This is a genomic window from Streptomyces luteogriseus, assembly GCF_014205055.1.
Taxonomy (GTDB): domain Bacteria; phylum Actinomycetota; class Actinomycetes; order Streptomycetales; family Streptomycetaceae; genus Streptomyces; species Streptomyces luteogriseus.
In genome coordinates this window covers 2,242,930-2,268,047 of the sequence record NZ_JACHMS010000001.1, presented here as the reverse complement: position 1 = coordinate 2,268,047, position 25,118 = coordinate 2,242,930, and the positions used below count along the sequence as shown (strand labels likewise).

Below are 25,118 nucleotides of genomic sequence, written 5' to 3'. Positions count from 1 at the left end.
TTAGTGAACGCTGGCGTTCACTGCCGCGCCAACGGTAGTGAGTCCTCAACAGTGAACGCAAGCGTTCACTTATGACGGCGTCGTTCGGTACGTCCCCCCTGTGGCCGTCCAGCGCCTCCCCGATCCCCGGAACACCCGCTTCCTCTGCTCGTTGGAGAGAGTCAGATGGTTACCCCCAGCTGGGCGGATGCCCCCGCTCAGACAGCCGCCCGCCGTCGCGGTGCGGTACTCGAACGCGCGATCCTCGATGCCGCCCTCGACCAACTCAGCACCGTCGGCTGGAACGGCCTGACGATGGAGGGCGTCGCCGCCGGTGCCCAGACCGGCAAGGCCGCGGTCTACCGGCGATGGCCGTCCAAGGAGGATCTTGTCGCCGACGCCCTGCGTGCCGGCCTGCCGCAGTTCGATGCGGTCCCGGACGAAGGAGACGTCCGTGAGGACCTCTTGGTGCTGTGCCTGCGAGCCCGCGACGCGATGTTCTCCCGGCCGGGTTTCGCGCTTCGCTCGGTGATTCACGAGTGCGACACGGCGCAGGCCGAGCGCTTTCATGGCGTGATCTTCGAGGGGGTCGTGCAGCCCACCATGAAGATGTTGCGGGAGGTCATCGACCGTGGGATCAAGCGTGGCGAGGTGCGCCCCGAGGCTGCCAACGGCTATGTCTTCGACGCCATGCCGGCGATGATGATGTATCGCTCGAAGATGTGCGGATGTGAATGGCGGAACAGTGAAGTCGAGGAGATGATCGACCAGTTGATGGTTCCGCTGCTGCGGCCGCACGGCGCCTGACGCTGCCGGCGAGGGGCTCGTACGCGATTCGAGCGGTGGCCCCCGTCGCAGCCCGACGATCGCCGACGGAGGTTCGCGAGGGCGGCGAGGCAGCCGCGGCGGACCGGGGTGTCGCGAGCGGTTCCGGGCGGCGTAATCTAGGGGCGCCATGCCGTACGAACCGCCTACTCACACCGTCGAGCGCTCCCTTCGAGCCACGACCGGAGCGAAGATCGTTGCAGGTGTCGACGAGGTGGGCCGCGGCGCGTGGGCCGGTCCCGTCACCGTCTGTGCGGCGATCACCGGACTGCGCCGTCCGCCCGAGGGGCTCACGGACTCGAAGCTGCTCACCATCAAACGACGCACCACCCTCGCCGAGGAACTACGGACCTGGGTGACGTCGTACGCACTGGGACACGCCTCCCCGGAGGAGATAGACGCTCTGGGCATGACGGCCGCGCTGCGGCTCGCGGCAGGGCGTGCGCTGGACGCACTGCCCGTGCGTCCCGACGCGGTCATCCTCGACGGCAAGCACGACTACCTCGGGGCGCCCTGGCGGGTCCGCACGGTGATCAAGGGTGACCAGTCGTGCGTGGCGGTCGCCGCGGCCTCGGTGATCGCCAAGGTGCAGCGCGACAAAATGATGGCCGAACTGGGTATCGACCATGCAGACTTCGGTTTTGCGGACAACGCCGGGTATCCATCCCCCGTGCACAAGGCCGCACTGGCGGAGCGGGGCCCCACCCCCTACCACCGGTTGTCGTGGGCGTATCTTGATGCGCTGCCCCAGTGGCGGCACCTCAAGAAGGTCCGCAGCTGGGCGGACGGAAGTGTTCCGGAGATCGAGGGGCAGCTCGGCTTCGACTTCTGACGGTTTCGTTCGCAGACATGCGCCACCCGCCGATGCGGGTCGTACCAACGTTTGATAAATATCAACTCATGCCTCTCATTCCCGAGGAGCCTCAGATTCACGAGAGTGCCCAGGGTCCCCGCGCCACTCCGGCCAGCGGCCGCACCGCGCCGACCCCCCGTCCCGTACCCGGTCCCCGTCCCGCGGTTCCGTCGCGTCCCGGTCGCCCCGGCCCTCTGCGGCCGGCGCCGCCTGTGCAACGGACTCCGCGAGAGGTGGCCATCAAGCCCGCCCCGTCGGGTCACACCGCCGGAGCCGCCGCTCCGGTCACCCCGCAGATCCAGCTGATCCCGGCTTCCGCGGAGGGGGCGCTCGACGCCGCCGAAGAGGCCGTGGACCTGCTGCTGGACTCCGGTCGTGCCCCCGGCGACATCCTGGTGATCACAACCGGAGAGCAGCACCCGTGGGCCGCCCACGAGCTGTCCTTCGGTGAAACCTCCTACTGGGCCCAGCACGACGCGGGCGACGACGTCTTCTACACGGACGCCACCCTCGCGGCCCGCGCCGCGTCGCGTCCGGTGGTCGTGGTCGCCGTCAACGGCGGTCCCGAGGCCGCAGCCGTGAGCGCCCTGCCCCTGGCCCACTCCCGGGCCGGTGCCCTGCTGATCGTCTGCGGTGACCCGCAGCGGATCAACTCGGTGCTGGGCGCGGGTGTTTGAGCCGGTGTCGTAGCACCCGGCGGGACGCTGGGGGTGACTTCAGGCGCCGCTGCCGCTGCGCCGCCCGGCCGGGGGGACCCTGCCCCGAAGCACGGGAGTCCATGCCTGTGTGGTGACCCTGCGCGGCCCGAGGAGCGTCTCTCTGGCTGTGGCGGAACGCTGCGCTTGTGGCTCGCCGGGGCAGGTTTCGGGATGTCTCTTCCGGGCCGTCCGTCGGTGGAATCGTGAGGGGTCGTGCGACGAGGACTGGTCCCGGACCGTGTTGACGATCCGTCCGGGACTCAGCGTGCCGCCGCTGCGCGGCGCAGTACCTCGGAAGCACCGCCGGTGCGCGGTATGGGGGGCGGTGCCTCCGATGTGGCGAACGGCTCCGGCGAGGACGCCGAATGAGGGCGGCGTCCGCCGCGGCCCTCGCCGAGCACCTGCCAGCCGTCCCGGGTCAGCGTGATGTACGCCCCACAGCGCAGTCCATGCAGGGTGCACGCGTCGCGCAGCCCCCACATCCACGCGCCGTCCTCCTCCGTCCAACGCGCGTCGCCCTCACGGCAGTAGAGGAGCACCGCGGTGCGGACCGGCGTGCGGCGGCGCAGATCGTGAGGGATGACCCGGCGCAACTGCGCGAGCAGCGCGTTGCGGAACATCCAGCCGTCGGCAGGGGCGGAACGGCGCACGAACGAGGCGCTCGCCCGCAGCCGCTCGTCAGGGTCGAGCACGGCGACGACAGCCGTCGTCGGCTGCGGGTGGTGCCGGGCGTGCAGTCCGCTGACGATCTCACGGGGATTGCGCAGGAGTGGGATCCCGGCGGCGGCCCATTCCGCGGGTTCGAGCAAGCGGTTGGCGGAAGCGGCGGACATCGACGCCGCTGCCGAGGCCGGAGCGAATCCGAAGGTCACGGTCCTCCCTTCGGCTACGCGCCCACACTGCGGGCGGGGTCGGATTCCTGGGAGCGCGCACCGCAGCAAAGCCCTACCGGAGCGGCCGGCGAGCCGTGTGGGAGCGGACTTCAATTCTTCCTGTCGAACTTGAATGCGGCAACGAGCAATTGAGGCAGCCGACCGTTATCAGATGATGCGCGGCTAATATCCCCACCGTGTGTGTCGCCGTACCGCCCATGGGGCGTTCGAGCACGACACGTTCGTACGTCATGGAGGCGTGCGGCGTCCAGAGGTGTGCCGGGGCGGCCGCACACCGGCCTTGAGCGCGCCGTCAGCCTTGCACGGCCAGCACCAGCGGCAACACCCCCTGTGCGCCGGAGCGTCGGAGCATGCGGGCAGCGACCGCGAGAGTCCAGCCGGTCTCCGTGTAGTCGTCCACCAGGAGGACCGGACCCTGGGCCTCGGAGAGAGCGGACGCGAGGGCGGGCGGCACGGCCAGAGCCCCGTCGAGTGCCTTCAGCCGCTGGGCGCTGTTGCTCCGAGAGCCCGGGTAGGCGTCGCCGGCGTACTCGACGGCGCCCAGCAACGGCAGTCGGCCGATCTCGGCGATGCGTGCCCCCAGGGAGTTGATCAGCTGCGGTCGTGTGCGTGAGGCGACGGTGACGACGCCCGCCGGACGCGGCCCGCTCTCCGGAGCGCCCGGGACCCAGCCGCCGGGACCCTTGGCCCAGTCGGCCAGTACGTCCACCACGGCCTTCGCCACGTCGTCGGGCACGGGACCGTCAGGGGCCGCGGGTGCGAGCATCGGGCGCAGCCGGTTGCCCCACCCGATGTCCGACAGGCGTCCAAGCGCGCGTCCCGACGCGGCCTGTTCACCGGCCGGGATGCGTCCCTTGAGGTCCACTCCGATCGCCGGCAGGCCGGTGGGCCACATCCGTCGGGGCTCCACCTCGACACCGGCCCGGCCCAGGTCCACGCGCGCGGCGTCGAGCGCCTCGTCGGACATGTCGGCGGTGAAGCGCGGACCGGCGCAGTTGTCACAGCGTCCGCATGGCTTGGCAGCCTCGTCGTCCAGCTGGCGCTGCAGGAACTCCATACGGCAGTCGGTCGTCGACGCGTACGCGCGCATGGCCTGCTGCTCCGCCTCGCGCTGACGTGCCACCCATGCGTACCGCTCGGCGTCGTACGTCCACGGCTGTCCGGTCGCGATCCAGCCGCCCTTCACCCGCTTGACCGCCCCGTCCACGTCGAGGACCTTGAGCATGGTCTCCAGGCGCGAGCGGCGCAGCTCCACCAGAGGCTCCAGGGCGGGCAGCGACAGGGGCTTCTCCGCGTGCCCGAGAATGTCGAGGGTGCGACGCACCAGCTCTTCCGAGGGGAAGGCCAGCGACGCGAAGTACTTCCAGATCGCTTCGTCCTCCCTGCCCGGGAGCAGGAGCACCTCGGCATGCTCCACACCGCGTCCGGCGCGGCCCACCTGCTGGTAGTAGGCGATGGGGGAGGAGGGCGAGCCCAGGTGCACCACGAAGCCCAGGTCGGGCTTGTCGAAGCCCATGCCGAGCGCGGAGGTGGCGACCAGTGCCTTGACCTTGTTGCCCAGCAGATCCTCCTCGGCCTGCTGGCGATCGGCGTTCTCCGTCTTGCCCGTGTACGACGCGACCGTGTGCCCCCGCTGCCGCAGGAAGGCGGTGACCTCTTCGGCGGCTGCCACGGTGAGGGTGTAGATGATTCCGGACCCCGGCAGTTCGTCGAGGTGTTCCGCGAGCCAGGCCATCCGGTGCGCGGCGTCCGACAGGCGCAGCACGCTCAGGCTCAGGCTGTCCCGGTCCAGCGGACCCCGCAGCACGAGGGCGTCGGAGCTGCCGCCGGTACCGAGTTGTTCAGCGACGTCGGCCGTCACGCGCGCGTTGGCCGTGGCGGTGGTCGCGAGCACCGGCACACCGGGTGGGAGATCCGCGAGCATCGTGCGCAGCCGGCGGTAGTCCGGCCGGAAGTCGTGTCCCCAGTCGGAGATGCAATGGGCTTCGTCCACCACGAGGAGCCCCGTGGCGGCCGCGAGACGGGGGAGCACCTGGTCCCGGAAGTCCGGGTTGTTGAGCCGTTCAGGACTCACCAGGAGGACGTCCACCTCACCCGCGGCGATCTCGTCCTGAACGGCGTCCCACTCCTCGGTGTTGGAGGAGTTGATGGTCCGGGCGTGGATGCCGGCTCTGGCAGCCGCTTCGACCTGGTTCCGCATGAGCGCGAGGAGAGGCGACACGATCACCGTCGGACCACTGCCCCGCGCCCGCAACAGCGAGGTCGCCACGAAGTACACCGCGGACTTGCCCCAGCCCGTGCGCTGGACGACCAGGGCACGGCGTCTGTCGGCGACCAGCGCCTCGATCGCCCGCCACTGGTCCTCGCGCAGCCTGGCCTCTCCCGAGACGTCCCCGACGAGACGGGTGAGGACGGCGTCGGCCGCCGCCCGGAGTTCCGCGTTACTCGTGTGCTCCATGCGCTCCATACAACAGGACGGCACCGACATCCGGAGCCGCGCACCGGAACCTGTGGACGCAGCGGCGTTGAGGTGACGTGTCCCTGATCGGACTTATCCACAGGCTCAAGCGGAGGTTTGCGTTCCGCGAGATCGTCTTCGCATGACGAACCACAGCGAAACGACCGGATCCCCCGAGAACGGTGACATCACCGGGCCTGAGGCGCGGGGCGGGCACAGGAACGGTGAAGAGGACAAGAAGCGGAGCGAGCCGTCGGGGTCGCACGCCGCCGGTCCCGCGTACGGCAGTCACGGCAACGAGCACCAGGTCACCCTGCGCACCCCGGCCGAACTGGCAGATGCCCTGCCGTACCTGCTCGGATACCGCCCCGAGGACAGCATCGTCCTGGTCGCGCTGCACGACAGGGACGGACGCGGGCGGTTCGGAGGCCGGGCCCGGCTCGGTATCCCCGGGAACGCGGACGACTGGCCGTCCGCAGCCCGGCAACTGTCCCACGGCCTCGTGACGGGCAGTGAGCGCCGAGGGGTCCGGCCCGAGTCGATGGTCGCCTTCCTGTGCCAGGAACCGGAGAAGGGACAGACCGGCCGGCAGGTGATGGAGCGGCTGAGGCCTCTGGCCCAGAGGCTGCGCGTCGAGTGCGGATCCCTGGATGTGGTGGTGGTCGAGGCGCTGTGCATCTCGGAGGGCCGTTACTGGTCCTACTGCTGCGACAACGCGGCATGCTGCTCTCCTGACGGAGCGCCCATGGGCCTGCCCGGCACCTCCGTGCTGGCCGCGGCGGCCACCTACGCCGGTATCCAGGTGCGCGGCACGCTGCGGGAGCTCCGGGCCCGGCTGCTGCCCTGGGAGAGCGCCGTGGCACTCGAGCAGGAGGCCGCCCTGGACGCCGCCAGCATGGCGCTGGTGCCGAAAATCCTGGACGACACGGGCCGCGCCGCCGTGGCCGACGAGACGCTGGACCTGGCCGGGAGGATCCTGGACCGCTTCGCCGAGGCGCAGCCCGCCTCCGGCATGCTCCTGGCGGATCTCCGCGACGACGAACTGCTCGGGCACGACGAGGCCGCCCGGCTGATCCTCGGCCTCCAGGACCGAGCGACCCGCGACCGCGCTGCCGAGTGGATGGAGGGCGACCAAGCCGGACGTGCCCTTCGCCTCTGGCGGACACTGGCTCGCCGCTGCGTCGGGCCCTACGGTGAGCATGCCGCCGCGCCGCTCACCCTGGCGGGCTGGGTCGCCTGGTCCACCGGCGACGAGCTGGAGGCCCGCGAGGCCCTGGCCATGGCCCTGGGCGCCGATCCCGACTACCTCTTCGCCCGCCTTCTGCACCAGGCCTGCAATGAAGGTCTCGACCCGGAGTCGATCCGAAGCTGCCTGCGATCCGAGCGCGAAGGCCGTGGGCGCGTGGTGCCCGACCTCGTGGAGCCTCGGGCGGCCGGGGACGAGCCCGCGGCACGCGAGACAACCCCGGCGTCCGAGACCGAGCCACACGACAGGCATTCGCCGGCAGTGGCGCCGTCCGACTCCGGGCCGCTCGACAAGCCCTCACGCACCGTGGCGCCGCCGCCCGGGTCCGGGGCCTTCAGCCCGCCCCCGCCGGCCGCGGCGACGCCCGATTGCGGGGCCTTCGGTAAGCCCGCGCCGGCAGCGGTGAGGCCAGAGGCCGGGTCATCCGAAGTGCTCCCGCCGACAACGGTGCCGTCACGCCGTCGTCGGCGCTTCCGCCCCGCTGGTACCACCGGAGCAGCCTCCGGACGTATCAGCGTGGAAGACCGTGACAGGGCGGCTCGGACCCCCCGTCGGCGCAGGCCTGCGGACAGCACGCGCCCTGCCGGCGACAACGAGAAGAGTTCCTGCCCGAGCCGTGACACACCGGCAAGCACCACGCGGTCCGGCAGCATGCGAAGGGCCGGTACGCGTGTGCGTCCGGCGAAGAAGGCGGCCATGCCCTGCAGGGACACGGGTCAGGAAGCCGTACAGCCCGGTCACGACGGGGGCGAACAGGAGTGAGCCTTTGCCGGGCGGCCTCGAGGTGCAAGGGGACGGGCGATGGGCGTGACTCGGAGGACGCCCCCACCGTTCACCTGAGTGGCGGAGCGGCTGGACGGGCCGTGACGCCGCACTGCCCGGCTCCGTCGGAGCTCTCCGGCCCCGGCGCCGAATCCGATCGAGGCGCACTGAGCGCAGAGGAAGCCTCCCCATGCAACAGCCGACTCCGCCCGCCGCCGACGACCGCCGCCCCCGGGGCGGGCCCCCACGACGCCCCGGGCCGGGTCTGGTCCCGCCCGGGGCCGGGGTGCCGGGGGCGGAGGAGCAGGTTGTCTCTCCGCGACCGGCGGCACGTCTCGACGGCTACGGACCGAGGTTCCCCGGAAGCACGTCGAGCGCCTCTGCGCCCACCGGCCCCGACTCGCGCCAGCCGTGGTCCCCCGGCCCGGGCCGGTCGCCTCTGCGATGGGCTTCCCAGAATCGTCGCCCTGGTCTGGTTCCGGGGTCCGGCGCAGTCTCACCGCCCTGTGCTCAGGGACCGGCTCCGGCGCCCCCGGGGCACTCGCCGTCGCCCCCGCCCCGGGGTGCCACGATCCCCGGACTGCGATGGTCCGCAGACTTGCCGCCCGCCCACACCGCGATGATCTGCGTCGCCCTTCCCGGCCTGGCCATCTCGACCGCCGAAGGGCAGCTGACCGGTCGCGGGCTGGAGGGCTTCTACCGTGCCGGCCGGCGCGTGCTCTCCCGGTGCGAGATCCGCGTCGCCGGACGAGAACCCCTCGCGGTGCAGGCCCGGATGGCCTCGGCCGACCGCGCCAGGTTCGTGGGCACGCTCCGCACGTCACCGCAGGCGGGCCCGGACCCGGACGTGATCGTGGAACGCAACCGCTTCGCGGACGGCACGGAGCGGATCACCCTGCACAGCGCAGCTCCCCGCCCGCTACGGCTGCCGGTCGAGATCACCCTGGGCACGGACCTGTCCGACCTGGGGGCGATCGCGTCCGGCAGGGCAGGCCCCGAACTCTCCGCCAGCGTCCACGGCTCGGGCCTGCGCTGGTCCTGCGCCACCCGCAACGCGTCCGTGACGGCCGAACCGCCTCCCGCGGATGCCCTCGCGTCGGCCGGCCTGCTGCGCTGGGAGCTCGACCTGCCACCCGGCGGCAGCAGGACCGTGGAACTGCGGGTACGGCCGGACGGCGCGGGGCCTCTCCGAGCCGCGGGACGGGCGGCGACCAGCCCTCTGGCCGCGGCGTGTGCGGAGGGTGACGACCCGAGAGCCCCCGCCCTGCTGCGGACGAGCATCGAGGACCTCCAGGCCCTCCTCCTGCGCGACTCCGCGCACCCCACCGACACCCACCTCGCGGCCGGGGCACCCTGGCGCTGCGGTCTGGCCCCCGCCGACGCGCTGGTCGCCGCCCGGATGGCGCTGCCGCTCGGCACCGGCCTCGCCGCGGGAACGCTCCGGATCCTCGCCCGGACCCAACTCACGGGACCCGGAGCGCAGTCCGGAATGATTCCGGGCCCCAGACGGGACGCCGGGCCGCACCTGCCGCCGCAGTGCACCGGTACAGAGGCCACGCTCCTGTTCCCCACCCTGCTCGCCGAGGCCCGCCGCTGGGGCCTCCCCGACCAGGAGACGGAGGCACTGCTGCCCGCTGCCGAACGCTGTCTGGCATGGCTGCGCACCACCGTGGGTGACGGTACCTACCTGCGCGACCCGAACCCGGGCGGGCCCGTCCGCTGTGAGACGCAGGCTCACGCCCACCGTGCCGCGCTGCTCGGCGCCGACCTGCTCGATTCCTGTGGCCGGGCGGGGGGAGCGGCGCTCCGGGAGTGGGCACAGGCCTTGCGGACCGCGTTCGCACGGGACTTCTGGGTGGAGGACCGCGGGGGCGGCCGTCCCGCGGCAGCCCGTGCACCGGACGGCAGCCTGGTTCCTCACCTGGGTGCGGCTGCCGTGCACCTCCTCGACACGGGCCTGCTGGGCGGGGGTGAACTGGCACCCGGTCTGCTCGACAAGGTCCGGACCGAGAAGCTCGCCCGGCTGCTCGGCGGCCCGGTCATGGACTCGGGGTGGGGCCTTCGCGGCCTGGGCGCGAAGGAACCCGGATTCAATCCGTTCGGCCACCGAACAGGAGCCGTACGGCTCCAGGAGACGGCACTCGCCGTCGCGGGACTGGCCGCCGCCGGCTACGAGAGGGAAGCAAGCTCACTGCTGCGCGGCGTACTCGCTGCCGCCGAGATCTTCGCCCACCGGCTGCCCGAGATGTACGCGGGGGAGCAGCGCACGGAAGGAAGTGCTCCGCTCCCGCACCCGGCAGCCTGCCGCCCGGCGGCCACTGCGGCGGCCGCAGGAGTGCTGTTGCTGACCACCCTCGTCGGCATCCGCCCCGACGCCCCGGCCGGGACGGTCACCCTTCGCCCCGTGCGCGGTGCGCCCCTCGGGGAGATCGGTTTCACGGGACTGCGCGTGGCGGGTGCTCCGTTCTCCGTGCGAGTGAGTCGGCTGGGCCTCGCCATGGTCGAGGAGGCGGCCGACGGACTGCAGTTAGGGGTTTGACGTGCGGCGACGTGCGCATTCCGGATCAGTCACCAGGCAGTGGAGTTCGAACCCGACCGAAGTGGATCAGTAAGCGAAGGGGACCGAGGAAGGGACTGTTTATCGTCAGGCAGACGACTATGATCGCCGCATGCCCTACGACCCGTCAGCGTTCCCGCCCTTCGCCGTCACCGTGGACCTGGTCGTGCTGACCGTGCGCCGCCATGCTCTGTGTGCGCTGGCGGTACGCAGGGGCGAACCGCCGTTCCAGGGACGTTGGGCGCTGCCGGGCGGTTTCGTACGGGCCGACGAGGACCTGGCGCAGGCCGCCGCTCGGGAGCTGGCCGAGGAGACCGGACTGAGCGTCCACGACCCGTCCGCCCCGGCTCAGGACAACGGCGCACATCTGGAGCAGCTCGCCACCTACGGGGACCCCGAGCGGGACCCCAGGATGCGGGTCGTCAGCGTCGCCCACCTCGCTCTCGCCCCCGACCTGCCCGCGCCCCGGGCCGGCGGAGACGCCAGCAACGCGCGCTGGGCTCCGGTCGAGGAGCTGTTGCGGCAGGGCGGTTACGGGCGGGACGCCGAGCCGGTCGCCCCGCTCGCCTTCGATCACGCGCAGATCCTCGCGGACGGAGTGGAGCGCGCCAGATCCAAGATCGAGTACTCGTCGCTGGCCACCGCCTTCTGCCCGCCCGAGTTCACCGTCGGAGAACTGCGGCGTGTGTACGAGGCGGTGTGGGGCGTGGCGCTCGACCCGCGCAACTTCCATCGCAAGGTCACGGGCACTCCCGGCTTCCTCGTTCCCACCGGCGGGACGACGACCCGCCAGGGCGGACGTCCCGCCCAGCTCTTCCGTGCCGGTGGCGCGACGCTCCTCAACCCACCGATGCTGCGCCCCGAGGTGTGACCGGCCGACCGGGCGCGGGCCTCGCCGGGCCCGGGAACTCGATCCGTCCCCAGTGCGGACGCGGGTGACGGTCCGGCCCGAGATGGACTTTGGGATGCCCGAAAAACCGGACATAGCGCGCTATCTTGCTGTAAGTGATCCAGGCCTTCGGATTGACCAGCAACCCCCGCAAAGAGCGTCCGCCCGCAGTCGACGACGTCTCCTTCGAGGCGCGCGCGGGCCGCATCACCGCGCTGCTTGGAGCATCGGGCGCCGGCAAGACGACGGTTCTCAGACTGATGCTCGAACTGCAACAGGGGCGCGGCATCACCCACTTCCGGGGCCGACCCCTGCACCGCATCGGCCATCCCTCGCGCGAGGTCGGTGTGCTGCTGGGCGATGTGCCCGGGCACCCCGCCCGCACGGTTCGCGGTCATCTGCGCATGCTGTGCGCCGCCGCGGGCGTCCCGGTCCGCCGTGCCGATGAAGTCCTGGAGGCGGTCGGGCTCGTGAGCCTGCGCGAGGAGCGCCTCGGCACCCTCTCCCGCGGCATGGACCGCCGCCTCGGCCTGGCCTGCGTCCTGCTGGCCGACCCGCACACCCTCGTCCTCGACGACCCGGCCGACGGGCTCTCCACCCGTGAGGGCGCCTGGCTGTACGGCATGTTGCGCGCCCATGCCGATCAGGGTGGCACGGTTCTCTTCACCATCTCCGACCCCAAGGGGGCCGCGCGCACCGCCGACCGAGTCGTCACCCTTGAGCAGGGCAAGCTCGTGGCAGACCAGGAGGCCGCGGAGTTCTCCCGCACCCGCCTCCGTCCCCGAGTCGCCGTACGCAGCCCCCATGCAGCCCGGCTGGCGGCTCTCCTGGCCCAGCAGGCCCGCACCTCGCAGCTCTCGGTCGAGGTCGTCCGTGAGGGCGGCAACCGCCTTTCGGTGTACGGAGGCAGATGCGCGGACATCGGCGAGATCGCGTTCCGTCACGGCATCGTCGTTCATCAACTCGCCGACGAAGTCGGGGACATGGGGCCGGGTGCGGGCCGCGTCCGGGCAGGCGGAGCGGACGATCTGAAGCGTGCCGATGGAGGCCGCATCCCGGTCACACGCGAGCCGTCGCCTTCCTCGGGAGCCCCGACAGACCCCACGGCCGAGCCGCGCCCCCCGCTCGACCCGGAAGCCCACCCGGACGCACCCACGCCGGTCACGGACACGCCGTCGCTTTCCTTCGGGCAACCGCAGCTGCCCGACGCCGAGCCGGACGAGCTTTTGGATGCCTCCTCGACCGGCCGCTCACGCGACGGTTCCCCGGCGGTGGCCGCCCCCTCCCGGCCCTCGTCGCCGCGCCCCGGCCGTGCCCGCACGGTTCGCACGCTCGACGCACTGCCTCCTCTGCCGCCCCCCATCTCCGTCCGTCCCGCCCCCAGTCCTCTCCGTCCTCTCCGCTACGAGATCCGCCGCGCCGCCGGGATCGGCACAGGGTTCCTGACCGGGACCATCACGCTCGCCGTGTCCGTCGTGATCGCCGTCGTGCTCGCACGCATCGGGCACACCCCGCAGCCGCGCCTGCTGGCCGCGTGGCCGCAGGAGCTTCCCTTGCCTCCCGCGGCGCTCGGCGCGGGACTGCTCGGCGCGCTGGCCTTCGGCGACGAGTTCCGCCACCCCGCCCTGGCGGCGGACCGCGGCACCGTGCCCCGCCGGCTGGGGTTGCTGGCCGCCAAACTGCTCGTCTCATCGGCCACCGCGCTGGTGCTGGCCGTCCTCACTGTCGGCTGCGATGCCGAAGCGCTCTACCTCGTCTACGGGCGGGAACTCGCACAGGTTCCCGCCGACTGGCTCCCCCTGGGTACCAGTTGGATCGGGCTCGTGGTCGGCTGCGCCTGGGCCGGCGTACTCGCCGCAGGCGTCTTCCGGTCCACCACGGCCGGACTCGCCGCCGTGGGCGCCGTCCCCCTCCTCGTCGTACCCGTCGTGCACAAGCTCGTGAACGGACCGTCCGTGCGAACGGCGGCCGGACTCCCCGCGCGGCTGCGGGAGACCCTTGTGCCGCGATGGCCCTTCGGGGGCGAGCGTTACCTGGAGGCCGCGATCAAGGTGATCTCCCAACCCGTGGGCGGAGCACTGACGTTGTCGCTGACCGCGCTGCTCTGCGCGTATCTGCTCACCACCCTGCGCGGCAGGCTCCGCTGACACTGTCCGTAACTCATAGTCCGGCCATGCGCACAACCCCCCGCAGCGCGCCCATTTCTTTCCGATAAGGCGTCAATTGCGACGGGGTGAGCGATCACCCTTTCGTGTGCTTTTCACCAAAGACCTCAAGGGAGTTGGAGACGACGCCGACAAAGGATGCGTGAGTACCCTTGCGCACACCATGATGACCGCCGCCCGCTCCGCTGACTCCGGCCTCGCGAGCCCGGGCGAACTCGACCGCTACCCGTACGCCGAGGCGCCCGCCGTCGACCGCGTCGGGTTCCCTGCCTGGGACGGCGGGGACCCCGAGCTGGGCCGTGTGGGGCGCCGCGCCGCGGGCAGCCGCGGGCGCGGGCTGCACGGCCAACTCGTCCAACAGCTGGGTCAGATGATCGTGTCCGGCGATCTGGGCGCCGACCGCCCGTTGGTGCCCGAGGAGATCGGCCAGCGCTTCGAGGTCTCGCGCACCGTCGTCCGCGAGTCGCTCCGCGTTCTGGAAGCCAAGGGTCTGGTGAGCGCCCGTCCGAACGTCGGCACGCGTGTTCGCCCCGTCAGTGACTGGAACCTCCTCGACCCGGACATCATCGAGTGGCGGGCCTTCGGGCCCCAGCGCGACGACCAGCGCCGCGAGCTGAGCGAGCTGCGGTGGACGATCGAGCCGCTCGCCGCCCGCCTCGCCGCCGGGCACGGGCGCGAGGACGTCCAGCAGCGCCTCGCGGACATGGTCGAGATCATGGGGCACGCGCTGGCCCAGGGTGATGCGCTCACCTTCTCCCGCGCCGACTCCGAGTTCCACTCCCTGCTCATCCAGGTCGCGGGCAACCGCATGCTCGAGCACCTCTCCGGGATCGTGTCAGCGGCCCTTCAGGTCTCCGGCAACCCGGTCACGGGCTGTGACCGGCCGAACGAGACGTCCCTGGCGCACCACGGCCGCATCTGCGACGCCCTCGCCGCCGGCGACGGAACGGCGGCCGAGGTGGCCATGCGCCAACTCCTCACGGTCCATCCCGAGGTGGAACGGGTCGTGCCCGCCCCGCGCGAGCACTGACCGAGTTCCGCGGGCGGCGCGGCCGGGTGTGCCACCCCCCTCCTGTGGCAGTGCCTGATCGGTGATCCGCCTCGCGTCGGACCCCGTGGGATCCTTGTGATCCTGCGGGGTCCGACGGCGCGAAAGGGGTCGGGGCCCGGCAAGGCGGTCGGGTCGACACTGAATCTGACCCCCTCTGTGTGCGTCTGACCGTTTTTGTTCGCTTACGGGGTGTGACTCGGGCCACGCGGATTGGGCGTAACGCTCGCGGGAAGAACACGATGACCTAAGAGGTGACAGCCGCGGAGGGAATACGGACGCCGTTCACGGCGCTGTGCATCTTCCCGGCCCCCGCCCGCGCCGTCGGCCCATCCCCAAGCCGGTGGTCGGCTCCTGTCCACTGTGGACGGGGCCGGAAGCCGTTTTCCAACGTTCCGAGAGGTTGTTCGTGTCGGCCAGCACATCCCGTACGCTCCCGCCGGAGATCGCCGAGTCCGTCTCTGTCATGGCGCTCATTGAGCGGGGAAAGGCTGAGGGGCAGATCGCCGGCGATGACGTGCGTCGGGCCTTCGAAGCTGACCAGATCCCGGCCACTCAGTGGAAGAACGTACTGCGCAGCCTCAACCAGATCCTCGAGGAAGAGGGTGTGACGCTGATGGTCAGTGCCGCAGAGCCCAAGCGCACCCGAAAGAGCGTCGCAGCGAAGAGTCCCGCCAAGCGCACCGCCACCAAGACGGTCGCGGCCAAGGCGGTGACCACCCGGAAGGCCACTGCCACCGCCACACCGGCGGCGCCCGCCACCGAGCCCGCCGCCGAGGAGGAGGCACCCGCCAAGAAGGCGGCTGCCAAGAAGACGACCGCCAAGAAGGCGGCAGCCAAGAAGACCGTCGCCAAGAAGACGGCGGCCAAGAAGACCGGTGCCAAGAAGGACGACGCCGAGATCATCGAGGAGGAGGTGCTCGAGGAGGCAGCTCCCGGCAAGGCCGGTGAGGAGCCCGAGGGCACCACCGAGAACGCGGGCTTCGTGCTCTCCGACGAGGACGAGGACGACGCGCCTGCCCAGCAGGTCGCCGCTGCCGGCGCCACCGCCGACCCGGTCAAGGACTACCTCAAGCAGATCGGCAAGGTCCCGCTGCTCAACGCCGAGCAGGAGGTCGAGCTCGCCAAGCGCATCGAGGCGGGTCTGTTCGCCGAGGACAAGCTCGCGAACGCCGACAAGCTGGCCCCGAAGCTCAAGCGCGAGCTGGAGATCATCGCCGAGGACGGACGCCGTGCCAAGAACCACCTCCTGGAGGCCAACCTCCGTCTGGTGGTCTCCCTGGCCAAGCGTTACACGGGCCGCGGCATGTTGTTCCTGGACCTCATCCAGGAGGGCAACCTCGGTCTGATCCGCGCGGTCGAGAAGTTCGACTACACCAAGGGCTACAAGTTCTCCACGTACGCCACCTGGTGGATCCGTCAGGCGATCACCCGCGCCATGGCCGACCAGGCCCGCACCATCCGTATCCCGGTGCACATGGTCGAGGTCATCAACAAGCTCGCGCGCGTGCAGCGCCAGATGCTCCAGGACCTGGGCCGCGAGCCCACTCCGGAGGAGCTGGCCAAGGAACTCGACATGACCCCCGAGAAGGTCATCGAGGTCCAGAAGTACGGCCGGGAGCCCATCTCGCTGCACACCCCGCTGGGCGAGGACGGCGACAGCGAGTTCGGTGACCTCATCGAGGACTCCGAGGCTGTCGTCCCGGCCGACGCGGTCAGCTTCACGCTCCTGCAGGAGCAGCTGCACTCCGTCCTGGACACCCTGTCCGAGCGCGAGGCGGGCGTCGTCTCGATGCGCTTCGGCCTCACCGACGGTCAGCCGAAGACCCTCGACGAGATCGGCAAGGTCTACGGCGTCACGCGCGAGCGGATCCGCCAGATCGAGTCCAAGACCATGTCGAAGCTGCGTCACCCGTCGCGTTCGCAGGTGCTGCGCGACTACCTCGACTGATCGAGGGCGTACGGCACGGAAGGCCCGGTTCCCCCAGGGGGCCGGGCCTTCCGTGATGCTGCCTTGCCGCGGGTGCGGGGTTCCGCGGGGTGGATCACTCTGGGTGTCCCACGGACACCACGGAGTGAGGAGTGTGTATGCGACGTCGTCCGGCACGAGTTTTGGTCCTGCCGCTGGTCCTGGCAGCCGCGATACCGGCCCTGTCCATGGGCTCCAGTGCCCCTGTGGCCGCCGACAGTGTCGTCATAGGCGGGTTTCCCGTCGAGGCGTCCCAGAGCCCTTGGACGGTGGCCCTGTCCAGCCGTGACCGGTTCGGCGGTACGCGCGCGGGTCAGTTCTGCGGAGGTGTGGCGGTCGGCCGCGCGACGGTTCTCACCGCGGCCCACTGCCTGGACGAGGACGTCCTGGGCGGGCCGCCGGAGCGCGTACGCGATCTCAAGGTCATAGCCGGACGTACAGACCTGCTCTCGGGGCGCGGGGGTCAGGAGGTCAGAGTGAGCCAAGCCTGGGTGAACCCGGCCTACGACGGTGTCAGCAATGCCGGGGACTTCGGCGTGCTCACTCTGGCCGAACCGCTTCAGGGCGACCCGGTCATCGGCATGGCGGCCGACGGTGATCCCGCGTACGCGGCGGGCGAGACCGCGACGGTGTACGGCTGGGGCGACATCTCGGGTGCCGGTGAGTACCCGGACAGTCTGCGGGCGGCGCGCGTGCGGGTGCTCCCCGACGCGCTGTGCGAGGAGGCGTATCCGGGCGGCTCGGACGGCACCTACGACGCCACGAGCATGCTGTGTGCCGGGGAGCCCGAGGGGGGCCGGGACGCCTGCCAGGGGGACAGTGGGGGCCCGCTGGTGGCCCAGGGGCGCCTGATCGGGCTCGTGTCCTGGGGGATCGGCTGCGGCAGGGCCGGCAATCCCGGGGTGTACATGCGGGTGTCCGACATCATGCGGACGCTCGGCTGGGCGCGGGCCTCGGGCGATGCGTGAGGCGTCCGCAGGAGCCTGAACCGGCTGAGCGGACGAGGACGGGCGGCTGCTCCTGGTGACCAGAGGCAGCCGCCCGTCCACCGGCCTGTGCCGGGCTGGCTCGTCGTCGGACGCGAGGTCTCAGCGCTCTTCTTCGGAGGCGTTCGCGGGAGCGGACGTGAGTCGCTCCGTCTCGTCCTGTATCTCAGCGGCGATCTTCTTGAGTTCCGGCTCGAACTTGCGGCCATGGTGGGCGCAGAAGAGCAGTTCTCCGCCGCTGAGCAGGACGACGCGCAGGTACGCCTGGGCGCCGCAGCGGTCGCAGCGATCAGCGGCCGTCAGCTGGCTCGCAGGGGTCAGAACAGTAGTCACGTCGCCTCTTCTCTAGCTCGACGAGCTGTCGTACCAGGGTCAACATCCAACCAGCCCCAAAACGTTCCCGCTCGTGGCTTTTCCTCGAAAGAATCTTTGCGAGGCGGCTGTCTGCTGCCGGTTGGCGGCGAATGTGCCGTATTGCGTGTCTATGTGTCTTACGGGGCTTCGCGTTGTATCGGTGGTCGGTCCTCCCGGCTGGGTTGCCGGTTGTTCATGAGGACGTGCCCGGAGCCTAAATGGTTCATGCCTGGAAGGGAACGTGATGTGTACTTCACTCCATCGAGGGATCGAACACGCATGCGACTGTGGACTAGTGTGAGTTTTCGACGAGGGTGGCGTTACAACGGCTCTACCAGGCCTCGGTACCCTCTCACCGGTGACTGAAGCCGCGCCCTTACCCATGAGGGCCCCATCTGAAATTCAGCGAGGAGCGAACCGCGTGACCGCCGAGACGTCCGTGCCGTCCACAGCTCTGCTGGCAGGAGCAGACCGGGACGGTTCCAACTACACCGCGCGGCACCTGCTCGTCCTCGAGGGGCTCGAGGCCGTACGCAAGCGCCCGGGTATGTACATCGGGTCGACCGACAGCCGTGGCTTGATGCACTGCGTCTGGGAGATCATCGACAACTCCGTCGACGAGGCCCTGGGCGGGTACTGCGACCACATCGAGGTGATCCTCCAGGACGACGGCTCGGTCGAGGTCCGGGACAACGGCCGGGGTATCCCGATCGACGTCGAGCCCAAGACCGGCCTCTCCGGTGTCGAGGTCGTCATGACCAAGCTGCACGCCGGCGGCAAGTTCGGAGGTGGCTCCTACGCCGCTTCCGGCGGTCTGCACGGCGTGGGCGCCTCCGTGGTGAACGCACTGTCCGCCCGGCTGGACGTCGAGGTGGACCGCAATGGCCACACCCACGCGATCAGCTTCCGGCGCGGCGTCCCCGGCGCCTTCGCGGGGAACGGCGCGGAGGCCAAGTTCGAGGCCAAGAGCGGTCTGCGCAAGGCCAAGAAGATCCCGAAGACCCGCACCGGCACGCGCGTGCGGTACTGGGCCGACCGCCAGATCTTCCTCAAGGACGCCAAGCTCAACCTGGAGACGCTGCACCAGCGCGCGCGGCAGACCGCGTTCCTGGTCCCCGGCCTGACCATCGTCGTGCGCGACGAGTACGGGCTCGGCGAAGGCGGCAGCAAGGGCGAGGAATCCTTCCGCTTCGACGGCGGAATCAGCGAGTTCTGCGAGTACCTGGCCAACGACAAGCCGGTCTGCGATGTCCTCCGCTTCTCCGGGCAGGGCACCTTCAAGGAGACCGTCCCGGTTCTGGACGAGCACGGTCAGATGACCCCCACCCAGGTCACCCGTGAGCTCGATGTCGACGTGGCGATGCGCTGGGGCACGGGATACGACACGACCCTCAAGTCGTTCGTGAACATCATCGCCACGCCCAAGGGCGGTACCCATGTCGCCGGCTTCGAGCAGGCCGTGGCCGCCACGATGAACGAGGTGCTCCGCGCCAAGAAGCTGCTGCGTGTCGCCGAGGACGACATCGTCAAGGACGACGCGCTGGAGGGGCTGACGGCGGTCGTGACCGTGCGTCTGGCCGAGCCGCAGTTCGAGGGGCAGACCAAGGAGGTCCTCGGGACCTCGGCGGCACGCCGCATCGTGAACACGGTGATCTCCAAGGAACTCAAGGCGTTCCTGACGTCCACGAAGCGGGACGCCGCCCAGCAGGCCCGTGTCGTGATGGAGAAGGCCGTCGCCGCGGCCCGTACGCGCATCGCCGCGCGGCAGCACAAGGACGCGCAGCGGCGCAAGACGGCCCTGGAGTCCTCCTCGCTGCCCGCCAAGCTGGCCGACTGCCGCAGCGACGACGTCGACCGCAGCGAGCTCTTCATCGTCGAGGGTGACTCCGCGCTCGGTACGGCCAAGCTCGCCCGGAACTCCGAGTTCCAGGCGCTGCTGCCGATCCGCGGCAAGATCCTCAACGTCCAGAAGTCGTCCGTGACGGACATGCTGAAGAACGCCGAGTGCGGCGCGATCATCCAGGTCATAGGAGCCGGCTCGGGCCGGACCTTCGACATCGACACCGCCCGCTACGGCAAGATCATCATGATGACCGACGCCGATGTCGACGGCTCACACATCCGCACCCTGCTGCTGACGCTGTTCCACCGCTACATGCGGCCCATGGTCGAGGCCGGCCGGGTCTTCGCGGCGGTGCCGCCGCTGCACCGCATCGAGATCGTCCAGCCGAAGAAGGGCCAGGACAAGTACGTCTACACGTACTCGGACCGCGAACTGCGCGACAAGCTCATGGAGTTCCAGAGCAAGGGCATCCGCTACAAGGACTCGATCCAGCGCTACAAGGGCCTCGGCGAGATGGACGCCGACCAGCTGGCCGAGACGACGATGGACCCGCGTCACCGCACCCTGCGCCGGATCAACCTCTCTGACCTGGAGTCCGCCGAGCAGGTTTTCGACCTGCTGATGGGCAACGACGTGGCGCCGCGCAAGGAGTTCATCTCCAACTCGGCGGCGACGCTGGACCGGTCGCGGATCGACGCGTAGCCGCGGCACCCGGCTGCCGTCGGGTGAGGCCGGGTGGTTCGGGGACCCGGCCGGTGCCGCAGCGCGGTCCGGCATGCCGGAGGCGCCTGTGTACCGTCTCACGCCGAGGCGTCTCTCCACCCCCGGGTGGAGAGACGCACAGCCGAGGATCCACCCGTGATCCACCTACACTCCGATCCCCTGACCTGGCGATTTCCGTAGTGTCGAAGGCGTCGGCAGCACCCGCTGCCGGTACCCCCCTTCTCGCTCACGGAGGCTGTGATGTCCGGGCTCATCGACGCGTCGCTGATCGTGCTCGTCGCCGTCGTGGTGATAGCCCGGCAGTTCCGTGCAGGCCGGCTCGACAGCGAACGCCGCTGGTGGCTCCTGCCCGTGATCCTGGTCGTCCTCGCGCTGCGCGAGCCCGGCCTGCTCGACGCCCAACACCACACCGCCTCGGTGTTTCTGCTGGGTGCCGAGCTGCTCGTGGGCCTGGCCACCGGTGCCGGCTGGGCCTGGACGACCCGCATCTGGGCGGAGCCGGACGGCATTGTCTGGAGCAGGAGCAGTCCGGCGAGCGTCGCCGTCTGCGCCGTCGGAGTCGGCCTGCGCGCCGGGCTCTTCGCGCTCGGTGCAGCGGTGGGCGTGCACCAGGACAGCTCCGCCCTGTTGCTGGGGCTCGCCGGCACCCTGCTCATCCGGGCCGGAATCCTTGCCTGGCGTGGGCAGTCCCTGTGCCCCGGCGCGACGCCGAGCAGGGCGTACGGTGACGGCACGGCCTGGTCCGTGGGGAGGGAGCGCGGGTGAAGGGGAACGTCTGGGCGCGCTGGCCTTCCCGGGAAGCGCTCAGCCGGGAAGGACTCTCACGCTCCCGCTGCCTGCTGGCCTGGACGGTGCGGACGCTGGTCCTCGGGCTGCTGCTGTGGGGTGCCTTCGCCGACAGCCACGCGGGCGGCTGGGCGGCGGCTGTCGGCGCCGCGGGAGTCCTGCTGTCGGCGCTGCTCACCTGGGCTTTCTTCCGGACCACGCTACGGCACCGGCTGTGGGCGTCGCTGGCCTCGCTCGCCCTGCTGCAGGTCATCGCCCTCGCAGCCCAGCTGTCCGGATTCGCCGTCGCCGCCCTGGTCATGTGGTGCGGCTGCGCCGTCTCGGCACTGGAGCGGCTGCCGCCGGTGGCAGCACTGAGCGCCGCGGCCGTGGCACTCGGCGCGTACGGGTTCGTCAACAACGACGACGTGCTGACGACCGTGGTCACCGGCATCGGTATCGCCCTGGCCGGCTACACGCTGCGCCTCGACGCCGAGGCCCGCGGCAGCGCCCAACGGCTCCTCGCTCAGGAGCGGGCAGCGCGCGTGGCAGAGGCGGAGACGGCCGCGCTCGCGGAGCGGGCCCGCATAGCGCGGGAGATCCACGACGTGCTGGCGCACAGCCTCTCGGCCCAGCTCGTGCACCTGGAGGCGGCCCGGCTGCTGATCGAGCGGGGAGGAGAACGGGAGCAGATCCACGAACGTGTGGTCGCGGCGCGGGAGATGGCGCGGGGCGGCCTCGCCGAGACCCGTCAGGCGCTCTCCGCCCTGCGCGGGGATCTCACCCCGCTGGAAGACTTCCTGAACGAGCTCGTGGGCAGGGCCGGAGGCGCGGAGATCACTGTCACGGGTGAACGAAGGGCCTTGTCGACCGAGGCTTCCCAGGCCGTACGCAGAGCGGCACAGGAGGCGCTGACGAACGTCCGCAAGCACGCCCCGGGCGCCAAGGTCCGGCTCAGGCTCGACTACCGTCCGCACGAAGTGACCCTGGACGTACGGGACTCGGGGGGCTCGCCGGGTGAACTGACCGGGACGGGCGCCGGGTACGGTCTGCTGGGCATGCGGGAGCGAGCCGAGTTGCTGGGCGGCTCCCTCGAGGCCGGGCCGGGCGAGAAGGGGTTCGTGGTGACGTTGAAGGTGCCGGTATGACGCAGGAGGCCGAGCCGAAGTCCGCTCGGGTGGTGGTCGCCGACGACCAGACCGTGGTGCGGGAGGGCATCGTGATGCTGCTCGGTCTGCTGCCCGGGATCGAGGTCGTCGGCGCCGCGGGGGACGGGGAGGAGGCGGTGGCGCTCGTCGCGGGACTCGCCCCGGACGTGGTGCTGATGGACCTGCGGATGCCGCGCTGCGACGGAGTGGAGGCGACCCGCAGGATCCGCGCGGAGCACCCCGGGACGCAGGTCGTCGTGCTCACCACGTTCGCGGACGACGAGTCGCTGTTCCCGGCGCTGGCGGCGGGCGCGCGCGGCTATCTCACCAAGGACGCGGGCGGGGACGAGATCGTGCGAACCGTGCACAGCGTGCTGTCCGGAGACGCGGGCCTCTCCCCGGGCATCCAAAGACGCCTGCTGGAGCGCCTGTCGGAGGCCGAGCGCGGACCGGCCGCGCCGTCTGAGCCACCGGACGGGCTCACGGCCCGGGAGATGGAGGTGCTGCTCCTCATCGCGGAGGGGCTCAGCAACCCGGAGATCGCCCGGAGACTGAATGTCTCCACGGCGACCGTGAAGACCCATATCAACAACCTCTTCACCAAGACCAGGCTCAAGGACCGTGCGCAGGCCGTGCGTTACGCCTACGCGAAAGGACTCGTGCGGCCACCAGCGGGTTAGTCACCTGAAGGGGTGAAGACCGAGGGGAAGAAGAGTCGGGGATCTTCCCGTTCTGTCCATCCTTGGGCATGCAGCTAAGCAAGGGCCGTCCCCCTGGCGGGGACGGCCAGGAGAGTTGGGTCGAGCCTCTCGACGGTCATGACCCGGCCCAGGCCGAGAACGGACAGCTCAGGTACGACGATCCCTGGTACGACGCCCTCGCCTCCGGCTGGGGCGAGTCGGCCGGTGACGGGGCGCAAGGCCCTGGGCTGGTCCCGTCGGCACGGACGGAGGACGGGACGGGGGCCGCGGCGGCCGATGTGTACCTGGAAGTGCAGCACAGCGCGGCCTTTCAGGAGGTGCGGCGGCGGTACCGGCGGTTCGTGGTGCCGGCGTTCACGGCCTTCTTCGCCTGGTACGTGGGCTACGTCGTGGCCGCGACAACCGCGCCGGAGCTGATGGCGCGGCCCGTGGCGGGAGCGGTGAACGTGGCGATGGTGGCGGGGCTCGGGCAGTTCCTGTCCACGTTCCTGCTCACCTGGGCGTACGCGCGGCACGCGCGGTTGCGCAGGGACCGGGCCGCGCTCGAACTGCGGTGGGACACACAGGAACTGACACGTGGCGTGAACGGTGGTACGTCGTGACGGAGGAACATCAGACGCTGGCGCTGCTGCTCTTCAGCGCGTTCGTCGCGGTCACGCTGGGGATCACCACGTATGTCAGCCGCAACCGACGGGGGTCGGCGGAGGAGTTCTACGCGGGCGGGCGGCTGTTCTCACCCATGGAGAATGGTTTTGCCATCGCCGGCGACTACATGTCAGCCGCTTCCTTCCTCGGAGTCACCGGGCTCATCGCGCTGTTCGGTTACGACGGGCTGTTGTACGTCGTCGGTTTCCTCGTGGCGTGGCTGGTGGTGCTGTTCCTGGTCGCGGAACTGGTACGCAACTGCGGCCGGTTCACGCTCGCCGACGTCGTGGCGGCGCGGATGAGGGCGCGGCCGGTACGCATCGCGGCGGGAACCTCCTCGGTCACGGTGTCCGTTCTGTACCTGGTGGCGCAGATGGTCGGCGCGGGCAGCCTGGTGGCGCTGCTGCTCGGGGGTACCAGCGACGCGGCGCGGGATTGGACCGTCATCGGTGTCGGCGCGCTGATGGTGATCTATGTGTCACTGGGAGGGATGCGGGCGACCACATGGATCCAGATCGTCAAGGCCGTTCTCCTGCTCGGCGGCACCATCGCGCTGACGGTGCTCGTCCTGGTGCGCTTCCACGGCGACGTGGACCGGCTGCTGCTCACGGCGGCCGAACGCAGTGGGCACGGCGAGGCGTTCCTGGCGCCGGGGCTGAAGTACGGCGGGGACTGGACGGCCCGCTTCGACTTCATCAGTCTGGGGCTGGCGCTGGTGCTGGGTACGGCGGGGTTGCCGCACATCCTGTCCCGCTTCTACACGGTGCCCACCGCGCGGGCCGCCCGCCGCTCGGTCGTCTGGGCCGTCGGGCTCATCGGCGGCTTCTACCTCATGACGATCGTGCTCGGTTTCGGCGCGGCCGCCATCCTGGGGCCCGACGCGGTACGAGGGTCGAACGCGGCAGGGAATACGGCGGTTCCGCTGCTGGCCCTCGACCTGGGCGGCGGGGCGGGTTCCACCGGGGGGACGGTTCTCTTCGCGATCGTCGCCGCGGTCGCCTTCGCCACGATCCTCGCCGTGGTCGCCGGGATCACGCTCGCGTCCTCGGCGTCCGTGGCCCACGACCTGTACGCCTCCCTGCGGCGCAGGGGCGGGAAGCCGCGCAGCGAGGTGGCCGTGGCCCGTGCCGCCGCCGTCGGCGTCGGCGTGCTGGCGATCGCGCTCAGCCTGCTGGCGCGGGACCTGAACGTGGCGTTCCTGGTCGGCCTGGCCTTCGCCGTCGCCGCGTCGGCGAACCTGCCGGTGCTGCTCTACTCCCTGTTCTGGCGCGGCTTCACCACACGGGGCGCCGTGTGGGCCGTCTACGGTGGTCTCGTCCCCGCCGTGGTGCTCGTGGTGATGTCCCCGGTGGTCTCGGGAAGCCCTGACTCGCTCTTCCCGGGCGTCGACCTCCAGTACTTCCCGCTGCAGAACCCGGGGCTGGTGTCGATCCCCCTCGGCTTCCTCGCGGGCTGGCTGGGCACGGTCACCTCGAGGGAGGTCGCGGACGAGGCCAAGCACGCGGAGACCGAGGTGCGCTCGCTGACGGGTGCAGGAGCGGCGTAGGGGTGGTGCCGTCGGCTTCGGCAGGAGGGTTGACCGGCACCAGTTCGTGGAGGAACGGGCAGGGT

19 protein-coding genes are annotated in these 25,118 nt (G+C 70.8%); 16 read left to right on the top strand and 3 right to left on the bottom strand.

Annotated elements, in window-relative coordinates; all coding sequences use genetic code 11:
• Positions 1–165: 165 nt before the first annotated feature.
• The 3 genes from BJ965_RS09870 to BJ965_RS09860 all read left to right on the top strand — a co-directional run bounded on the left by BJ965_RS09870 (position 166) and on the right by BJ965_RS09860 (position 2,334).
• Entirely contained in the window at positions 166–786 is a 621-nt protein-coding gene (locus BJ965_RS09870; RefSeq protein WP_184908327.1) for a TetR/AcrR family transcriptional regulator, read from the top strand.
• Positions 787–934: 148 nt separating this feature from the next.
• Complete coding sequence (locus BJ965_RS09865; RefSeq protein WP_030845438.1) at positions 935–1,636, top strand: ribonuclease HII; 702 nt, start codon at positions 935–937, stop codon at positions 1,634–1,636.
• A gap of 68 nt (positions 1,637–1,704) precedes the next feature.
• On the top strand, positions 1,705–2,334 hold the full coding sequence (locus BJ965_RS09860; protein ID WP_184908326.1) for a hypothetical protein: 630 nt from the start codon (positions 1,705–1,707) through the stop codon (positions 2,332–2,334).
• A 281-nt stretch (positions 2,335–2,615) separates the two neighbouring features.
• Here BJ965_RS09860 and BJ965_RS09855 read toward each other — a convergent pair whose 3' ends face one another.
• Complete coding sequence (locus BJ965_RS09855; protein ID WP_030845443.1) at positions 2,616–3,227, bottom strand: hypothetical protein; 612 nt, start codon at positions 3,225–3,227, stop codon at positions 2,616–2,618.
• A gap of 313 nt (positions 3,228–3,540) precedes the next feature.
• Positions 3,541–5,706, bottom strand: coding sequence for a RecQ family ATP-dependent DNA helicase (locus BJ965_RS09850; RefSeq protein ID WP_184908325.1), 2,166 nt, complete (start codon positions 5,704–5,706; stop codon positions 3,541–3,543).
• Between the two features lie 142 nt (positions 5,707–5,848).
• Between BJ965_RS09850 and BJ965_RS09845 the strand changes: the two genes are divergently transcribed.
• The 7 genes from BJ965_RS09845 (at position 5,849) to BJ965_RS09815 (ending at position 17,310) form a co-directional block, all read left to right on the top strand.
• On the top strand, positions 5,849–7,714 hold the full coding sequence (locus BJ965_RS09845) for a DUF4192 domain-containing protein (protein WP_184908324.1): 1,866 nt from the start codon (positions 5,849–5,851) through the stop codon (positions 7,712–7,714).
• A 619-nt stretch (positions 7,715–8,333) separates the two neighbouring features.
• A complete protein-coding gene (locus BJ965_RS09840; protein WP_184917006.1) occupies positions 8,334–10,253 on the top strand; it encodes a glycogen debranching N-terminal domain-containing protein in 1,920 nt (639 codons plus the stop codon).
• 130 nt (positions 10,254–10,383) lie between these two features.
• The gene (locus BJ965_RS09835; protein ID WP_184908323.1) at positions 10,384–11,142 is read left to right on the top strand and encodes an NUDIX hydrolase; all 759 of its coding nucleotides are present in this window, start codon (positions 10,384–10,386) and stop codon (positions 11,140–11,142) included.
• Positions 11,143–11,276: 134 nt separating this feature from the next.
• The gene (locus tag BJ965_RS09830; protein WP_184908322.1) at positions 11,277–13,307 is read left to right on the top strand and encodes an ABC transporter ATP-binding protein; all 2,031 of its coding nucleotides are present in this window, start codon (positions 11,277–11,279) and stop codon (positions 13,305–13,307) included.
• A 160-nt stretch (positions 13,308–13,467) separates the two neighbouring features.
• Positions 13,468–14,355, top strand: coding sequence for a FadR/GntR family transcriptional regulator (locus BJ965_RS09825; protein WP_184908321.1), 888 nt, complete (start codon positions 13,468–13,470; stop codon positions 14,353–14,355).
• A gap of 427 nt (positions 14,356–14,782) precedes the next feature.
• Positions 14,783–16,324 (top strand): RNA polymerase sigma factor, encoded by a 1,542-nt coding sequence (locus BJ965_RS09820; RefSeq protein ID WP_184908320.1) that lies wholly within the window; start codon positions 14,783–14,785, stop codon positions 16,322–16,324.
• Between the two features lie 137 nt (positions 16,325–16,461).
• Positions 16,462–17,310 (top strand): S1 family peptidase, encoded by an 849-nt coding sequence (locus BJ965_RS09815; RefSeq protein WP_184908319.1) that lies wholly within the window; start codon positions 16,462–16,464, stop codon positions 17,308–17,310.
• A gap of 120 nt (positions 17,311–17,430) precedes the next feature.
• On the opposite strand, the gene BJ965_RS09810 is transcribed toward BJ965_RS09815, so the two are convergent.
• Positions 17,431–17,661 (bottom strand): DUF7455 domain-containing protein, encoded by a 231-nt coding sequence (locus BJ965_RS09810; protein WP_030845472.1) that lies wholly within the window; start codon positions 17,659–17,661, stop codon positions 17,431–17,433.
• Between the two features lie 442 nt (positions 17,662–18,103).
• Between BJ965_RS09810 and BJ965_RS09805 the strand changes: the two genes are divergently transcribed.
• The 6 genes from BJ965_RS09805 to BJ965_RS09780 all read left to right on the top strand — a co-directional run bounded on the left by BJ965_RS09805 (position 18,104) and on the right by BJ965_RS09780 (position 25,053).
• Positions 18,104–20,227 carry a DNA gyrase/topoisomerase IV subunit B gene (locus BJ965_RS09805; RefSeq protein ID WP_184908318.1) on the top strand — a complete coding sequence of 708 codons (2,124 nt, stop codon included), beginning with the start codon at positions 18,104–18,106 and terminating at the stop codon, positions 20,225–20,227.
• A gap of 261 nt (positions 20,228–20,488) precedes the next feature.
• Positions 20,489–21,013 carry a DUF1453 domain-containing protein gene (locus tag BJ965_RS09800; protein ID WP_184908317.1) on the top strand — a complete coding sequence of 175 codons (525 nt, stop codon included), beginning with the start codon at positions 20,489–20,491 and terminating at the stop codon, positions 21,011–21,013.
• The gene (locus BJ965_RS09795; protein ID WP_184908316.1) at positions 21,010–22,161 is read left to right on the top strand and encodes a sensor histidine kinase; all 1,152 of its coding nucleotides are present in this window, start codon (positions 21,010–21,012) and stop codon (positions 22,159–22,161) included. Before BJ965_RS09800 ends, BJ965_RS09795 begins: the two co-directional genes overlap by 4 nt.
• Positions 22,158–22,841 carry a response regulator transcription factor gene (locus BJ965_RS09790; RefSeq protein WP_184908315.1) on the top strand — a complete coding sequence of 228 codons (684 nt, stop codon included), beginning with the start codon at positions 22,158–22,160 and terminating at the stop codon, positions 22,839–22,841. Before BJ965_RS09795 ends, BJ965_RS09790 begins: the two co-directional genes overlap by 4 nt.
• A 68-nt stretch (positions 22,842–22,909) precedes the next feature.
• Positions 22,910–23,464, top strand: coding sequence for a DUF485 domain-containing protein (locus BJ965_RS09785; protein WP_184908314.1), 555 nt, complete (start codon positions 22,910–22,912; stop codon positions 23,462–23,464).
• Positions 23,461–25,053, top strand: a complete 1,593-nt coding sequence (locus tag BJ965_RS09780; RefSeq protein ID WP_184908313.1) for a solute symporter family protein — start codon at positions 23,461–23,463, stop codon at positions 25,051–25,053. Before BJ965_RS09785 ends, BJ965_RS09780 begins: the two co-directional genes overlap by 4 nt.
• The last annotated feature ends 65 nt before the right edge of the window (positions 25,054–25,118 follow it).

Coding starts and splice junctions, on each gene's coding strand:
- BJ965_RS09870 (WP_184908327.1), top strand. CDS start 166: ATGGTTACCCCCAGCTGGGCGGATGCCCCCGCTCAGACAGCCGCCCGC.
- BJ965_RS09865 (WP_030845438.1), top strand. CDS start 935: ATGCCGTACGAACCGCCTACTCACACCGTCGAGCGCTCCCTTCGAGCC.
- BJ965_RS09860 (WP_184908326.1), top strand. CDS start 1,705: ATGCCTCTCATTCCCGAGGAGCCTCAGATTCACGAGAGTGCCCAGGGT.
- BJ965_RS09850 (WP_184908325.1), bottom strand. CDS start 5,706: ATGGAGCACACGAGTAACGCGGAACTCCGGGCGGCGGCCGACGCCGTC.
- BJ965_RS09845 (WP_184908324.1), top strand. CDS start 5,849: ATGACGAACCACAGCGAAACGACCGGATCCCCCGAGAACGGTGACATC.
- BJ965_RS09840 (WP_184917006.1), top strand. CDS start 8,334: ATGATCTGCGTCGCCCTTCCCGGCCTGGCCATCTCGACCGCCGAAGGG.
- BJ965_RS09835 (WP_184908323.1), top strand. CDS start 10,384: ATGCCCTACGACCCGTCAGCGTTCCCGCCCTTCGCCGTCACCGTGGAC.
- BJ965_RS09815 (WP_184908319.1), top strand. CDS start 16,462: ATGCGACGTCGTCCGGCACGAGTTTTGGTCCTGCCGCTGGTCCTGGCA.
- BJ965_RS09800 (WP_184908317.1), top strand. CDS start 20,489: ATGTCCGGGCTCATCGACGCGTCGCTGATCGTGCTCGTCGCCGTCGTG.
- BJ965_RS09790 (WP_184908315.1), top strand. CDS start 22,158: ATGACGCAGGAGGCCGAGCCGAAGTCCGCTCGGGTGGTGGTCGCCGAC.
- BJ965_RS09785 (WP_184908314.1), top strand. CDS start 22,910: ATGCAGCTAAGCAAGGGCCGTCCCCCTGGCGGGGACGGCCAGGAGAGT.